Below are 16,004 nucleotides of genomic sequence, written 5' to 3' on the forward strand. Positions count from 1 at the left end.
CCGGTTCGTGGGTTTGCTTTATTAAGCACCATTAGCTCAGTTGGTAGCGTAATTAACTCACACTTAAGCTGTGAATGATGAACTTCGACTGAACTATTCAAATTGAGATTTCACGATGTATCGCGTAAATCTCATATATGCACCATTAGCTCAGTTGGTAGAGCAACTGACTCTTAATCAGTGGGTCCTGGGTTCGAGTCCCCGATGGTGCACCAAAGATAGCCTTACGGAAACGTAAGGCTATTTTCATAATGATTGCCGCTTTGTGGAGTGCATTCATTTGCCGCTGACTTCTGTCTAAGTCAGCGGCTCTTTTTATTTTTTAAGAGAAATTCAAGAACTTTTAGTGTAAGAGAAACGGTGGCATATATGCAGCTGCCAATAAAAGTAAGCAGCAAAATTATTTCCTGAAAACTCAAGCGTTCACCTCCCTCATAATTTGGAGGCGACAATCAAGAGTAAATTATATCAGAAGGGGAGAGGACTGTCAAAATAAGCTCTCCAAATCCTTAATGGCGGTTTGTTGGTACAATACCAATGAACCGCTTTTTTCATGCAAAAATTCCGGAAGCCCCAAAAGGCAACCGTTTATTATAGATTGTAGAATACAAAAAATGGAGGTATTTCCCATGAGCATCATTATCGGCATCGACCACGGTTACTACGCCATCAAAACAGCCCACTGCTCGTTCCCGGCAGGGCTGACAAGCTACGGAGAACACGAACCCTACACCCGCCAAGGACTCTTAGAGTTTGGCGGGTGCTTTTTTGTTTGTGGCTCCGGGCGGCAGCCTATCCAGCGGGACAAGACCATAAACGACAACTACTACCTGCTGACATTGGCAGCGATTGCAAAAGAAATCCGGCAGCGCGGCTTGCCGCCCGAATGCTCGGTGCGCATTGCGGCGGGGTTGCCGCTGACCAGCTTTGGGCGCGACAAACCCAAGTTCAAAGATTATCTGCTGCGAAGCAACCAGCCTGTGAACTACAAGTTCGAGGGTGTGGAGTACAGCATCACTATCGAAGAAGTTGCCATCTTCCCCCAAGGCTACGCCGCCCTTATGACCGAAACCGGGCTGTTGCAGGACGAACCGTCCATGCTCCTCATGGATTTGGGCGGCTGGACAGTGGACCTTATGCGCATCGACAACGCCATCCCTGCGGCTGACACTGCGCACAGCTTGGAGCTCGGCATGATCCGCTGCGTAGATGACATCCGGGAGCAGGTGCGGCGCGAAACCGGGCTGTCCCTCACGGATGCCCAAATCGAAAATATGCTGGCGGGTCAGCCATGCACGGTCAGCGATACGGTGCGCGACATTGTGAACAAACAAGGTCGCAAGTACACAGAGCATCTTCTGTCTGCCACGATGGAAGCGGGATTCGATTTGCACGCCATCCCCGCCGTGTTGCTGGGCGGCGGCGCATCGGTGGTGAGCCGCCACCTAAGTCCCAAAGACGGCCTTTGTAAGACGATTTTCCTGCTGGACGACAAGGTGAACGCGGTCGGATTCGAGCGTGCGTTGGCCGCCGTGTCGCGCCGCAAAAGCGAGGTATGAAACGACCGCAATATGTTTTCCGCCCGAACCTTAACGAACCGCAGCACCGCCGCGCGTGGGCGTTGTTGCAGCAGGTGCCGCCTGCCAAACGCAAAGAGTTTCTGGTGCAGAGTATCCTTGCGGCAGAACAGACGGATAGGCTGGAGAAAAGCATCCGCAAGGTGGTGCGGGAGGAGTTGCAGGCAGTCAACATAACCAACGCTGTTCCAAGCCCACTGTCAGAGAATGCTATACCAGACTCTGCGCTCGATTTCCTGAATTCACTGTAGGGGGGTGATTCCAATGTTTTAATAGTAGGTAGAAAAGCAGAAGGCAAAAGACTAACTATTAAAAGTCAAGCCCCAAAACAAAATTTTCGAGAGAAATTTTAAAGTGGTAAAAATTGGTATAGCAAACAAGAGCATCCGTTGTCGGATACTCGCTCCGTATAAAATCGCACGCTTAATAATCAGCTAAGAAGGCTTTCCCAGAACGCTGCATAGCAAAAATAAGCCTTACCAGCTTTTTAGTAGCATGAGAGATGGCAACATTGTAATGCTTTCCCTCAGAACGCTTCTTTTCAAGATAGGCCGAGAATGTAGGACACCAAAGGCAAACATATTTGGCGGCATTGAAAAGAGCATATCGCAAATATCTGGAGCCACGCTTTTCCATGTGAGCATAACAGTTTTGCAGTTGCCCTGACTGATATGTAGATAGGCGCCCTCCATCCGGTCGCTGCTGCCCAGGATTTCAATTTCGTCCAACGCCACCTGCTGGCTGGGCGCATCGGGAGAAACCGAAGAAAAGACGACCTTCACATACCGGGCATATACCGCGGTGGCATCGGCATGATCCTTCACCTTGTCCGTAGCCGCATCCCAGGACAGTTCCACCACCCCGTTCACAGGCTCCTGCTGGTCGTAGCCGTTCTTTTTGGAAACCTCAAACCAGTCCAGCTTGTCGTTGGAAACATAGATCTGAAGGTTGGCACTCTGCTTGATTTGCTGGGTAACCAGCGAAGCGGTGGATACCCCGGTGATGGATTTCTGCGCGCCCAGGTCAAAAATGGCGCACAGGGGATCGTTGTTGTAGTTGGAAGCGTTGTCGGGATTTATCCAGGGAATGGGTTCAAAGACCGTCCAATTGGTCATATCCGCCCCGGTGGCATCTCCCCGAACGCCGTCGTTCATCTTTTTGCAGTCGGCATCCGACGAATATGTCGGGTCATTCTCCGCCGTCAACATATATTTTTCGGTGGAAGGCGAGTAGGTGTAGGAGGCGGTCCGCGCCAGATTCTCAGCGGCGGGAGATTCTTGTTCGCCGGCGGGCTCAAAGGCGCCCTGGGCCTTGCCATCCTGCCCCAGAATCTCCACTTCTTCCGCTGTGAGGAAGGAATAATTGCCCCACAGCGCATTTGTTTCAAACAAAATCCGCACATACTGCGCGTAGATTCCGGTGGCATCGGGGTGCCCCGGCACCTTGTCCGCGGAAACCGCATACCGGGCCACATAGGCGCCAGTCTGCTCCGAAATGTCTTCTCCGCAGTTTTTCCCATCCAAAACGCAGGTCCACTGGTTTTTGTCTGCCGACACATAGACGCTGTATTTGCCGATATGGCCCAGCGAACCGGCGTAGCGGCCGGTGAGCCCGGCCGAGCTGTATGCATTTACTTCCACAATGGTTTTCGGCTGGCCAAGGTCAAAATCCACCGTGTTCTGATTGGAGAACTTTGCCCCATTTTCCGCATTGTTGAAAGCGGAATTGGAATAAAAATTGACTACGCTGTCAAAATCAATGGAACCGGCGCTGCTCTTGACGCCGTCGGTGAGCTTTTGGCAATCGAGGTCCAGAGAACTGACATCACTGCCCAAAAGGTCAAGATTGGACATATTATACAGAGCATCCTCGCCGTATTGGTAGGAGGACGCCGCGCCTGGCTGCCGGAGCAAGTTGACCGGCGACTGTTCCGCCAGAGGGTTTTCGCCTTCCTTCCGCGGCAAGGGAGGAACTTCGGCCGCAAATACGGCGGCGGCATTGGAAAACAGAATCGCCGCGCACATCGCCGTACTCAGCAGCGCCTGCATTCGCTTGTTGCTTTTCATGGTTGCATCTCCTTTTTCTTTTTGAAATTTTCCGATCGTCCAGCCGCATTCCTTTTCGGGAGCAGCGCAGACAGGACACATGCATTTGATTCCCATTATGGGAACCGGATTTCAACGTTGCAATAAACAAAATTTTCAAATGCGCAGCAATATTTTTTGCCGGTAAAACGAGAAAAACAGGGCCTTTGCCCGCCCTGTTTTCCACACTTTTTTCACCGGCAGAGCCAGCAAAAATTTTGCTTGGCCGCTTTTTACAAAAAGCACCCCGCAGCAGAAAAGCCATTGGGCAGCTTTTCCCCTGCGGGGTGTTTCTTATATGGTTTTTATTCGTTTGTCTGTCCTTGTTCCAGCATCCGGCACAGCAGCGGCCGCAGTTTTTGAGCCAGCAGCCAAAAGCCCAGATCGGTCAAATGGACGCCGTCCACGGTGGTTTCCTTTGCAACCGTTTCCAACATATCCCGTGCCGATGCAAACCAGATAAAGCTATCTCCCCGGGATTTCCGGCGTTCCACCTCCTGCTGCTGAAAACGCTCTTCCCGCGCAAACTGTTCCGCTTCGGTGCTGTTCCAGCCGCATTTTGTCTGCCAGCTTGCCGAAAGCACCAAAACCGGCAGCTGCGGCGCACAGCCGCGCACCGCATCCAGAAAGGCTGGCAGGTTGGTTTCCAGCAGCCCCTGGGGGCCGGCGTTGGGCTGGATGTCCACCACCAGCGCCCCCAGCCGGGGCAGGCTGCAAAAGCAGGAAGCCAGACCTGACATTCCCACGCCATTGCCCGAAAACCCCAAATTGTACACTTCCCGGTCCAGTTCCCGGGACAAAATGGCCGGATACGCCATACCCGGCCGGGAGGCACAACCTCCCTGGGTGATGGAAGTGCCATAAAAGGCGATGGTCCTGCGATGTTTGCGGGGCAATGCCGGCTGCATCTGCGCCCCTTTTTCCAGGCCGATTGCAATCGACCGAATGCCAATATACAGCGGCAGATACACCAGCACCTCGGTGTGCGGCGGAAGGTCCCGCGCCAGTTCGCAGCAAAAGGAGTCCTCCTGCGGCGAAAACTTTGTCAGCCCTGCAAACTGCCAGGCCATGTCGGGCAAAGCCCTCAAATAGCAGTCGCACCCGCACTGGGCCGCCGGAGTCATATGCGCCATATAGGGAGCCGCGTTTACCGCCGCCTTTACCCACACTGCCCGGCTGTCAGTCCGAAAGCGCAGGCAGGCACCCGCCATGTGAGAAGACAATTCGATCAGCGCCGGCCGCTGGGCCTGCAGCATACCGGAAAGAGATTGGGGGAGGCGGTTCCATCGCCTTTCCTCTGCAAAAAAGCCCAAACCTTCCACCAGAATGTTTTCGTTGGGAACTTCGTGCCATAGGATTTCTTCCCCCCGGGCATTCTGCGCCGCCATCTGCCGGTCAAAATCAGCTGCGTCCGCCATGCTTTACTCTCCTTTATGCCCTGTTGCAACCTCGAAAGTTTTTTCATAGAGCTCACGGCCGCGGGCGCCGCCCCTGTTCGCCGCGTTGTATATGGCCTTCACATCCTGGTAATATCCCTTGAACACCTGGGATCCACTGAACCCAAACCGTTGTGCGCCTTTCAGATAATCCAGATAACGCCGGTAAAAATTTTCGTCGTCAAAAGCGCGCTCGTCAAACTCCAATTCCAGCCCCATGTGGTTTTGGGCGGCGAGTTCCGCTGCATTTTGAATCTGCACCGGCTGCGTTCCATTAAAGTAGTGGTTTGGCTGCAGGATGGCCGCATCAAATCCCATTGCCTGCCAGCGGTCAAACCCCAAAGCCCGGTAGTAGGGAATCCACAAAAAGGCAAGTCCGCGCTCTCTGGCTTTTCGGCCTGCATAGTCAATCAGTTCTGTCTGGGAAGCATCCTCATGCAGCCAGTACAGGCCGCACAACCGCAGCGTGTCCAGCTGCTCAAAGGGGCGGTACAGCTCCGCCATGCGGTCCATATACCGGTCAATGGCCGCTTTCTGGCTTTCCGGTCCGCCAAAGGTCTGCCGGGAGGGAAAGGGAATGGTCAGCACCAGTCGCGCCTGCAGCTGGGGCCGCCGGCTGAGTTTTCTGGCCTGCAGCACCGCCTCGTGCAGCGCACACAGGTCCCCCTGCGGCCGCAGCGTTTTGTTCAGATACCACTCAAAATCCTCCCAGGTGGCCGCCTTGGCGGGGTCCACCGCCTCAAACAGCTGGTTGCCTGTGCAGGACAAAAGCCCCAAAAAGAGAAATCCATCGAAAAAGGGCTCGCCGAAACCGGCATTTCGTTTTTGATACAGCAGATAGGGCAGCAGCTCTTGTGCGCTCCAATCTCCCTGCTGCCGGTCGTAATACCCATTATAAATCAATACCAGATTCCGGATTCCGCCTGTATTCTGTCCGGATGTGCAATATTCACCTTGCATTTTTCCCTTCCTTTTCCAAAAAGTCGCGGGGCGTGATGCCGTAGGTGCGCTGGAAAGCACGCTTGAAGGAATACTCGTTGTCGTACCCTATTTCTGTGGCAATTTCCCGGGGACAGTATCCCTTCAGCACCAGCAGTTCCTTGGCTTTTGCCATCCGCTTTTCTGTGATATAGTTGTAGAAATTTTGTCCCACCGTATTTTTGAAGATGCGGGAAACGCTGGCATTGGACACGCCAAAATGGTCGCTCAGCAAATTCAGCGACAGATCGGGGTCGTGCAGATGCTCGTTTACATAGCTCACCAGCGAGCGGTTCACGTTGGTGGCCGCCTGCTGCTTTTTCTGCATGATCTGCTCACAGAGCGTGTTGACGGTGTTTCTTGCGCGGTCAAACGCCTGCTCCAGCGTCATGCCATGCTGCGGTTCCTCCATTTTCAAAAACATCTGCACCGGCAGCTTTTCTTCCAAAATAATCCGCCGCATGGTTTCGTACAAAAGGGTGGCAACCCGGCAGATGAGCGTATAGCTCAGCCCAAGGCGCTGATTTTCCTCGTACAGCTGCTGCAGGATCGCCTGCGCTCTTTTTTCGCTGCCCTCCCGGATGGCACGCACCAGCTGCGTTTCCCAATCCAGCGGGTAGTAATACTCCATGTTGGGGCTGGCAAACTGGATGCCGCAAATTCCCTTCTTTTCCCGCATGCTCTCTTTGATTTCCTGGTACGCCGCGCTGATTCCCGTCAGGCCCCTGCGGGCGCGGGCCACAAACACGCTGCATTCTATATCCTCTTCGATCAGCGCATCGTACAGCGGCTGCGCCAGTTCCATTGCGATGTCCTCGTCCGGCAGAGAGGGAAATTCTGCAATCACAGCGGTGCACTCATCAATATTTTCCACCAGTTCGCAGTGGCTCTGGCCGCATTTGATGGTTTGCAGCGATTTTTTCAAGGTGAGCAAAAATTCCAGGTGAATCCGCGTGTCCTCGATTTCGTTGTCGGGATTGCCAGGCTGATGGCGGAACACCACCACAACATACCAGTAATTGCAGGAGGAAGGAACCGATTGCTGATCACTGTTGAAATAGCCGCGCAGCAGCTGCGCATTGGTTTGCTCCCGCAGGGCATACCGATAGGCCGCAATGGTGTTTTCCATATTGGTGTGGTCGTCGTACAGCCTGCCCACGCAGGTGGCCAGGGTGTCAATATCCTGCTGTTCGTTTTTGCCCTTGACCTTTTTGTTTATCTTTTGAATCAGGTTCCCCAAAGGCCGGTACTGAATGCTGGCCAGCACATAGGCGGCCAAAATGCCCAGCATGGCAAGCACTAATACCAGCACATAGTTCCAGGCGCTCTGTGCAAAGGGAATGGGGGCATCCTCGCAGGTGAGGTCATAGGTTACCAGCATGCTCTGGCTGCTGGTGCTGCATGTTTGGGTCGGTGCAGAGGTCTGCTGAAAATCCACCTGCCAGATGGGCTGGCCGTTCCAGTCCTTTACGAGCAGCTGGGTCACCTGTTCGCCGCATACCTGCTGAAGCAGCTTTTGCATGGCTGCCTTGTCAAAGCAGCTTATGGCAATTGCCCGGGGCGGAGTAAGAATATCCAGCTGCTGCACATAGACCAGATAGTCCGCATTGTGAAAAGCAAAATTGCTGGGTTTGAGCGGGCCCTCGCACCCCGGCACATTCAGCAGATGCTCGGTGACGAGATTGGCAGGCAGCTGCAATTTTCGCTGCAAATAGTTTTCGTACTCCGAAACGGAAAACCACCCGCTGGACGTCACCACCAGATCTTTTTGCGGATAGAGCACTGCGATATCCCGCAGAGCGCTGTTGAGGCTGCACAGAGCGGTGAGATTGACCGAAATATCCTGTTTTTCCATCGGGCCGAACTCATTTTCAAAAATCTTGCTCTCCGAAGTGAACTTCTGCACCCAAATGGAATTTTGCAGCACGTTGCTCACTTCGCTGCCCACTTCCCAAATATCGTCCAGGACGTCCCGCACCTTCTGGCTCTCGGCTAAAAAGGACTTTTCGTTGGCTTCCTTGCGTTCTTTCCGCATGGCGGCAGAAAAAATAGAAATCCCCACAAGAAAAACACATACAAACAAAGCGATGTATGTAAAAAAATAGCGCTGAAAGTCCTTTGAGTGCCAGTATAAACGATGCATCCTGTTTTTCTCCCTCTGTGCCGCAATATTTTACCAACAAGCGTGCTTGCTACTAGATTACATCACAAATAGGCAAATAGCAATCCATTCCGCAGCAAACACCTGCCCAGCTTCAAGTGCAATAGCCGTGCCGCGTTTTGCGGCACGGCTTTGACTATTTACATTGATCTATCGTGCTCTATCATCAGGAAGGCATATTGGCCAGGTAGCGCTCATAGCGAGCCTGGTAGATATCGACCAGTTCGCTCAGGCCCAGCTCTTCCAGCTTTTCCACTTCCTTGTCCAGGTCGTCCACAGAGATCTGGCCCAGGGTGAGTTTGGTGGCCAGCTCCTTGGAAGCGGTTTGCAGATTGGGCAGCAGGGCATTGATCTTGTCGGATTCTTCCTTGGTGGGCAGAGCCAGGAAATTGTTCACCTGATCCGGATATTTCAGATCGTAGTCGATGAGGTCCAAAGTGACCTGCCGCTTGTAGTCATCGCAATTGGCAACCTGCTGGCGCATATCCACTTCCTGCACGCGGGGCAGAACGCCGTTCCACAGCATGGCGCCTTCGGAGATGCGCTGCTCGTGGGCCATATCCGCAGTCAGATCGGGAATGGGAGTCATAACGCCGTCTTCGTATGTGAAGTTGACGCCTTCCTGGCCAAAGGCGGTGAGCACAGCGTACTCATCGGAATACACAATATCCAGCAGGCGGGCAACGGCCTCCAGGTCTTCGCAATCCTTGGTGACCACATAGCGCTCCCAAACCATGGAACCGGGCTCAGACATCGAGCCGGGCTCCACGCCGTCCAGGGCGGGCAGCGGCATCAGCGGCGCATACAGCGCATCGGGGGCAATCTCCGCCACGGTGGGCTCGTTCCACATGGCATTGGTGTAGTCCCACAGGCATCCCAGCTTGTTTTCGGCGCGTTTCTGGGCCATCAGCTCAAAGTTGCCGGCGACAGAGGGGTCCAGAATGCCTTCCTGCACCAGGCTGTTGAGGTATTCAAAATAAGGCTTGACATTGGGGCTGTTCCAGGGGCTCACGATCTTGTTTTCCACCGGATCCAGGGCGATCATATCGGTGGGCAGATCAAACCACTGGGCGATGCTGGTGCGGAAAGAGGAGGGATCGATGAACATGATCTCATCCTGCTGGCCGTTGCCATTGGCGTCCTTTTCCCGGAAGTCCCGCAGCATCTGGGTAAACTCTTCCAGATTGGTGGGTTCGGCAATCCCCAGCTTGTCGGCCCAGTCGCGGCGGTAGAGCATGGAGAAGCTGCCGTTGGGGTCGGTATTGTCGCCGTAGTACTTACTCGACACATTGCAGAACCAATAAATGTTGCCGTCCTCGGCAGTGGTGAGCGGACGTATGGTGGGGAACTTTTTGTCAAAAGCCTCCTTGGCAGGGCCCTGGGAATATTTGTCGATGATCTCGTTGATGGGGATGATCAGGCCCTGCTCCGCCAGAGCCATCAGGGCGGCGTCGTCCATGGTATGGGCCTTGGCGATGTCGGGCAGATCCTTGCCGGAGGCAAACCGGGTCTGCAGGATCACCGAGTACTGCTCAGGGGCAACCACTTCCCAGTCGATGTCCAGCTTTGCATCGTCCAGCCAGCTTTTTAGGATTTGATAGGCGCTGTATTCCTCTACCTCGTTCCAGTCGTTGCAGGGAGCCCAGCCCTCGGTGCCCAGGATCTTAAGTTTGCTGAAATCACTGGAAGCCTGGTCGCTGCCGCTCTGGGAATCGCCAGAATTGGATTTTCCGCCGCAGCCGGCCAGAGTACCGGCAGCCAAGCAGCCCACCAAAAACAGGGAGAGCATTTTTCTTTTTTTCATTGTTTTCCTCCTATTTGTGCATGATTTTATTTTTTGCTCTTCTCTCATTTAGCCTTTCAGAGAACCGAGCATAACACCTTTGATGAAATATTTCTGGAAGAAGGGATAGGTAAAGATGATCGGCAGGGTGGTGAAAATGATCATCGCATACTGCATCTGCGTTGCGGAGAGCATTTGATTCATGGCATTTTCGATATCCGCCGAGTTGAGCTTGGTGAGATCTACAGTCTGGGCCACCAGCACCCTCTTGAGGTACAGCTGCAGCGGATGCAGGCTTTTATCCGGCAGATAGACCTGCGCCGCAAACCAGTTGTTCCACATGGTCACGATGGAGTAGATGGACACCACCGCCAAAATGGGCTTTGCCAGGGGCAGATAGATGCGGCGCAGAACTGTAAAATTGCTGGCGCCGTCTATGAACGCCGATTCCCGTATATCCCGGGGCAGCCCCGTGAAATAGGTGCGGGTGAGAATGATGTACCAGATATTGAAAGACGCCGGCACAATGATGGCGAAAATATTGTTGTAGAGATTGAGCTTGCTCATGAGCAGAAAGGTGGGGATCAATCCGCCGCCAAAGTACATGGGCAGCAGCACAAAGGCAACCACATATTTTCTGCCCCGCAGTTCCGGAACCGACAGCGGATAGGCACCCATCACGCTCGTGATGATCACCAGCACCGTGGTGGACACTGTATACAGGATGGAATTTCCGTAGGCACGCCACATATCGGAATCGGTAAAGATTTTTTTATAGGCCTGCAGTTCAAATCCCGTGGGCCAAAAGGATACGTTCATCGCCAGCACATCCTGGGGCTTGCTGATGGACATGATGAAAACATAGTACATGGGATACAGGGTGAACAGGCAGATGACTGCCACCGTGATCACGATCAGCACATCCACCAGCCGCGATCCATTTGGAATGCCGTGTTTCTTGCGCGCCAATATCTGAGTCATAATTTCTTCTCCTTTCCATCCGCAGCGGATCACCACAGCGAATAATCGGCAACCTTGCGGGAGACCATGTTGGCCAGATAAACCATGCCGAAGTTGATCAGCGCGATCATAAATCCAACCGCTGTGCCGTAGCTGAAGTTGCCGCCCACCAGGCCATAGCGGTACAGATAGGTGCCGATGACGTCGGCGTATTCGTAGGTTGCGGGATTGTACAGCAGCAGGATCATATCCGAATCCGCGCCCAGCATACCGCCCACGCCCATGATCAGCATGACCACAATGGTGGGTTTGATGGCTGGCAGGGTAACATGCCAGATTTTATGCCACCGGTTGGCGCCGTCCAGACTGGCCGCCTCGTAGAGAGTGGGGTCGATGGAAGCCATGGAAGACAGGTAGAGGATGCTGCCCCAGCCGAAGTTCCGCCAAATGTTGATCACTGTGTACACGATGGGGAAATACTGCGGCTTCATATTCAAAAGGAAGGGTTCGCCGCCCATCATCATGATGAATTTGTTGATGATGCCGTCGCTGCTCAAAAAGGAAAGCGCCATGCCGGCCACCACCACGCTGGAAATGAAGTAAGGCATGTAGCTTGCCGTCTGGGCAAACTTTTTGAACTTGACCAGCCGCACTTCATTGATCAGCAGCGAAAAAATGATCGGGATCCAAAACGCGATGCCCAGGTTCATGGCGCTGAGCACCAGGGTGTTTTTGATGAGCCGCCAGAAATACGGGTCATGTACAAATGTTGAAAAATGTTTCAGCCCCACCCACTTGGTCTGCCCGGTGAAATCCATAAAGGGCATGCCGGGTGTCCAGTCCTGGAAGGAGATCAGCAGGCCATACATGGGTACATAGCAGAAGATGAAAATCAAAATCAGCACCGGCGACATAATGGCGTACAGCTGTATCTGACTTTTTAATTTATAATTGATTCTCTTGGGTGCCGTCTTTGCGTTTGGAGTTCGCACGGTCTTGCCACCAGCCTTTCCTGCTTCATGTGCTTGATTGAACAATCTCAGTGTACGCCGGCCCTTTCGGAAATGCAATAAACAATACTTTTAGCGTGGGCGCAACTTTTGCAGCAGCCTTTTCCGCACTCCTTTTCGCAATATTTTTGCGTACATTTTTTTCATTTTGCACATTTTTTGATTTTTATTGACTTGCAAAATAGTGCTTTTATAATATAGCTAACACTAAACGGTCCCCGGACCAGAAAGAGGGAACTTATGTCTATTTCCGTTGCCGTCATCACCTGCGGCCCCAGCGACCTGCTCGCTCTGCTGCAGAAATCTCCGGCTCTTACCGTCGAAGTCCTGCACCCGAACGCTCTCACCCCCCACTGCCTCGATGGTTTCCAGTGCGCCTGCGTGCTGGGGGGCACCCGGGAGGAACCGCTGGTTTTCCCGGCGGAATGCCGCAGTGTGGTGGAGGATTTTTCGCACAGCGGCAGACGGGTGCTGTATGAATACACCCTGAGTTTCTGCCAGAACTACTGTGCATCTCCCGATTCCACCCGCTTTCTCCGGCTGGTGTGCACCGACGCGGAATTCGCCGGCCTGGAAGATGGACTTTTGTTGGATGATCAATGCAATATGCGCTGCACCCCCTACTATCGCAACAATCTGGCCAGACCTATTTTAATGTATAAAAAGGGGCTGTCGGAACACGCCCGCCAGCCGCTCAGCCAACAGGAGCGCACCGACTGCCAGCAATATGGCATCTGGCTGGAAACCCCCGCCGTCGCCGTCTGCTCCTTCCGGCTGTGCAACTTTCTGCGGGCGCGATTCTCTCCGGTGCCGGCCTGGAGCCGACTGGTGCGCTCGCTGATCGGCTGGCTGTGCGGCGCGCCGGTTCTGGAGGAGGTGGAGTTTCCGCCTCAGTACCAAACCGGCTTTGCCCGTTCCGCCGCCGACTGTGCCGCCAGCGGCATCGACTGGTTCAGCCGTTCCGGCATTCTGGTGGATGAGGGCAAACGAGGCGTGCTGGAAGGGCTGGGCACCGAAATTTACCCCGACGGCCACCAGAAAACCGCCTCCTCCATCCGCACTGACTGCTGCGGCGAAGCGGCGCTGGCCTATCTGATGCACTTTCTGGCATTCGGCGACGCCCGCAGCCTGGAGCGGGCCCAAAACCTGGAAGCTTTTGTCTACGACAAAATGCAGATCCGCTCGGGCCGCTTTCAGGGCATGCTCCGCTGGACCGACATCGCCTGGGAGGTGTGCTACCAGGACGATATGGCCCGGGCCATGCTGGTGACCCTGTTCAAAGCCCTGTACGGGCTGGGGCGGGAATATCTGCCCCAGTGCCGGATGGCGCTGGAATTTTTGATGAACACCACCGGGCCGGATGGCCTGCGGCCGGCCCGCACCGACAATCTGAACATGTCCGAGGAAGATTTTGCCGCGCTGAGCCGACAGAACGGAGCTTTCCCCTGCGCACATTATAATGCCTTTTATCTGGCCTGTCTACTGCTGTACGGCAAGCTGGAAAAGGACGCCCGCTGCCTGGCCGTGGGCGAAACCGGCATGCAGGCGCTGCTGCAGGCCTATCCCAAAACCATCCGGGAACAGAGCCAAACCGAGGAGCTCTGCCGGCTTCTTCTCCCCTTTGCCTGGCTCTACTATGCCACCGGCAAACAGGAATACCGGCAGATGCTCTACACCGTGACCCGGGATTTGGAAAAGATGCGACACCTCTCCGGCGCCTACCTGGAATGGGACGACGACTACTCCGCCGCATGCAGCAAGCAGGAAAACGGCGAATGTTCCCTGCTGGCCCGCAACGGCGACCCGGTGTGTGACCTTTTATACAGCAACAACTGGGTTCCCCTGGGGCTGATGCAGGCCTATTTTGTCACGGAAGATGCCTATTTTTACGATTTGTTCTGCCGGCACGCCGCATTTTTGTCCACAGCCCAGATCCACAGCCAGGACCCCCGGATCGACGGCGCCTGGGCACGGGGCTTTGACGCGGAGCAAATGGAGGTCTGCGGTCTGCCCAACGATGTGGGCTGGGGGCCCTGGGCCGTTGAAAGCGGCTGGACCGTGGCCGAAATTTGTGCCGGCCTGCTGCAGGGAGTTCTCAAAGACAAATTAAAGGAGTTTTACAAATGAAACTGGTTGTTCTTTCCCCCTCCAGCCTGCCGGAGGAACTCTTGGCGGGCCTGGGGCATCTGTGTGAATCCGAAGGTTTTGCCGTGGGCGAAGGCGGCATTGCGGTCACCGCGCGCCGGGCCGGCCGCTTTGCCTTCCGGCTGGAAGAAAACTCGCTGGAGGTGGAATACCGGGTGCCCGCCGAGTTTTTCCGCGCTTTGTCCTATCTGAAACAGCCGTCCCGCCAGCCCCTCGCCTGGAAGCAGCAGCCGGCCTTTGCCGAGGTGGGTGCAATGCTGGACTGTTCCCGCAATGCCGTGCTGACCCCCGACACGGTGAAGCTGATGCTGCGCAAAATGGCCCTGATGGGCATGTCGGTAGCCATGCTGTACACCGAGGACACCTACGAAATCCCTCAGCAGCCCTATTTTGGCTATCTGCGGGGCCGCTACACCCAGCAGCAGCTGCGGGAACTGGACCGGTATGCGGCGGACCTGGGCATCGAGCTCATCCCCTGCATCCAGACCCTGGCGCATCTGGAGCGGGCGCTGCACTGGCCGCAGAATGACCCCGACCTGCGGGACACCGAAGACTGCCTGATGGTGGGGGAGGAAAAGGTATATGCCTACATCGAGCAGATGTTCCAGGCTGTGCGGGCCTGTTTCCACACCCGGCGCATCCACATCGGCATGGACGAGGCCTGGTCTTTGGGGCTGGGAAATTTCCGCTTCAAAAACGGGATCGTCCCCGCCTGGGAATTGATGAACCGGCACCTCTCCCGGGTGGCGGCTCTTGCCCAAAAATACAATTTCGCGCCGATGATCTGGAGCGACATGTACCTGCGCGCCGCTTCGCCCACCGGCGGCTACTACGACGTTCCCGACCAGCTGCCCCAGCCCGTTCTGGACGCCGCTCTGCCGGATGTTCCTCTGGTTTACTGGGACTACTACCACATGGACCGGGCAAGCTACCGCAAGCTGTTTGACGTTCACGAGCAGTTCGGCGCACCGGTTCTGTTTGCCGGCGGCCTGTGGAGCTGGGTGGGGCCCGTGCCCGCGGTGGAAAAAATGCGCAGCGCCAGCCTTCCCGGCCTGGAAGAAGCGCGTGACCACCACATTTCCACCGTGCTGGCCACCGCCTGGGGCGACAACGGCGCCGAATGCCCGCTGCCCGCCATTCTGTACGGTTTGCAGCTGTACGCCGAATTCACCTATACCGGCGAAACCAGCCCCTCTGCCCTGGCCAGCCGCTTTGAAAGCTGCGTGGGGGAGCCCTGCGAGGCTTTTTCCCGTCTGGGCGAGTTCGATCTGCCTGCCCTGTTTGCCCCTGTGTCCGACGACCCCGTAAACTTCTCCAAATTTCTGCTTTACCAGGACCCGCTGCTGCCGCTGTTTCAGGCCGACTGCGAGGGCCTTGCCCTTTCGGGCCGGTATGAATCGCTGCAGCGCCTGTACCACGGCTTTACCAGCCAGGAGCCGCGGTTTGAGGCCATGTACCGCTTTTACGAGCAGCTGGCCGGCTTGCTGGCGCTGAAGGTCCAGTGGTTTCTTCAGGCTCCCGCCGCCCGCTGCCAAAGCCCCCAGGCCGCCCAAATGGCCGCCCTGGCCCACGCCTGTGCCCGGCAATGCGAGAGCTGCCGAGCCGCCTGGGGCAGGCTGTGGGAAGCGGTGAACAAACCTTTCGGTTATGAGGTGATCGATCTGCGCATGGCGGGCCTGACCGGGCGATTCCGCACCGCCGAAGTCCAAATGCAGCGCCTGCACCAGGGAGAGATCGACGAGATCGAAACCCTTGCCTGCCCCAAGCTGCGCTGCCTGACCAACGCCGACGGCAAATTCCGGGGCTGCTATTCCTGGGGCGAATGCATCTCCGCCTGCCGCATATAACGCATATAAAAAAGAAAGAGGTA

10 protein-coding genes, 1 tRNA gene and 1 pseudogene are annotated in these 16,004 nt (G+C 55.2%); 5 read left to right on the top strand and 7 right to left on the bottom strand.

The window, feature by feature from the left end; translation table 11 throughout:
• Positions 1 to 139: 139 nt before the first annotated feature.
• From PG062_RS11955 to PG062_RS11965, 3 genes are all read left to right on the top strand, one after another.
• Positions 140 to 215, top strand: a tRNA-Lys gene (locus PG062_RS11955).
• 414 nt (positions 216 to 629) lie between these two features.
• A complete protein-coding gene (locus PG062_RS11960; RefSeq protein ID WP_270752459.1) occupies positions 630 to 1,559 on the top strand; it encodes a ParM/StbA family protein in 930 nt (309 codons plus the stop codon).
• The gene (locus tag PG062_RS11965) at positions 1,556 to 1,828 is read left to right on the top strand and encodes a plasmid segregation centromere-binding protein ParR (protein WP_253009369.1); all 273 of its coding nucleotides are present in this window, start codon (positions 1,556 to 1,558) and stop codon (positions 1,826 to 1,828) included. The genes PG062_RS11960 and PG062_RS11965 overlap by 4 nt, the downstream gene beginning before the upstream one ends.
• 172 nt (positions 1,829 to 2,000) lie before the next feature.
• Here PG062_RS11965 and PG062_RS11970 read toward each other — a convergent pair.
• The 7 genes and pseudogenes from PG062_RS11970 to PG062_RS12000 all read right to left on the bottom strand — a co-directional run.
• Positions 2,001 to 2,255: pseudogene (locus PG062_RS11970) on the bottom strand (transposase); the annotation flags it as partial.
• 1,711 nt (positions 2,256 to 3,966) lie between these two features.
• Positions 3,967 to 5,079 (bottom strand): SGNH/GDSL hydrolase family protein, encoded by a 1,113-nt coding sequence (locus PG062_RS11975; protein ID WP_270752460.1) that lies wholly within the window; start codon positions 5,077 to 5,079, stop codon positions 3,967 to 3,969.
• 3 nt (positions 5,080 to 5,082) lie between these two features.
• Entirely contained in the window at positions 5,083 to 6,000 is a 918-nt protein-coding gene (locus tag PG062_RS11980; RefSeq protein WP_256273356.1) for a DUF4855 domain-containing protein, read from the bottom strand.
• A 46-nt stretch (positions 6,001 to 6,046) separates the two neighbouring features.
• Entirely contained in the window at positions 6,047 to 8,110 is a 2,064-nt protein-coding gene (locus tag PG062_RS11985) for a helix-turn-helix domain-containing protein (protein WP_270752461.1), read from the bottom strand.
• 292 nt (positions 8,111 to 8,402) lie between these two features.
• On the bottom strand, positions 8,403 to 10,040 hold the full coding sequence (locus PG062_RS11990; protein WP_270752462.1) for an extracellular solute-binding protein: 1,638 nt from the start codon (positions 10,038 to 10,040) through the stop codon (positions 8,403 to 8,405).
• 48 nt (positions 10,041 to 10,088) lie between these two features.
• Positions 10,089 to 11,000, bottom strand: coding sequence for a carbohydrate ABC transporter permease (locus PG062_RS11995; protein WP_270752463.1), 912 nt, complete (start codon positions 10,998 to 11,000; stop codon positions 10,089 to 10,091).
• A gap of 29 nt (positions 11,001 to 11,029) precedes the next feature.
• A complete protein-coding gene (locus PG062_RS12000) occupies positions 11,030 to 11,971 on the bottom strand; it encodes an ABC transporter permease (RefSeq protein WP_270752464.1) in 942 nt (313 codons plus the stop codon).
• 258 nt (positions 11,972 to 12,229) lie between these two features.
• Between PG062_RS12000 and PG062_RS12005 the strand changes: the two genes are divergently transcribed.
• Both PG062_RS12005 and PG062_RS12010 read left to right on the top strand, forming a co-directional pair.
• A complete protein-coding gene (locus PG062_RS12005) occupies positions 12,230 to 14,116 on the top strand; it encodes a hypothetical protein (protein ID WP_270752465.1) in 1,887 nt (628 codons plus the stop codon).
• Positions 14,113 to 15,981, top strand: coding sequence for a beta-N-acetylhexosaminidase (locus tag PG062_RS12010; protein ID WP_270752466.1), 1,869 nt, complete (start codon positions 14,113 to 14,115; stop codon positions 15,979 to 15,981). The genes PG062_RS12005 and PG062_RS12010 overlap by 4 nt, the downstream gene beginning before the upstream one ends.
• Positions 15,982 to 16,004 lie beyond the last annotated feature (23 nt).

Source organism: Gemmiger qucibialis (assembly GCF_027689445.1).
Lineage (GTDB): Bacteria > Bacillota > Clostridia > Oscillospirales > Ruminococcaceae > Gemmiger > Gemmiger qucibialis.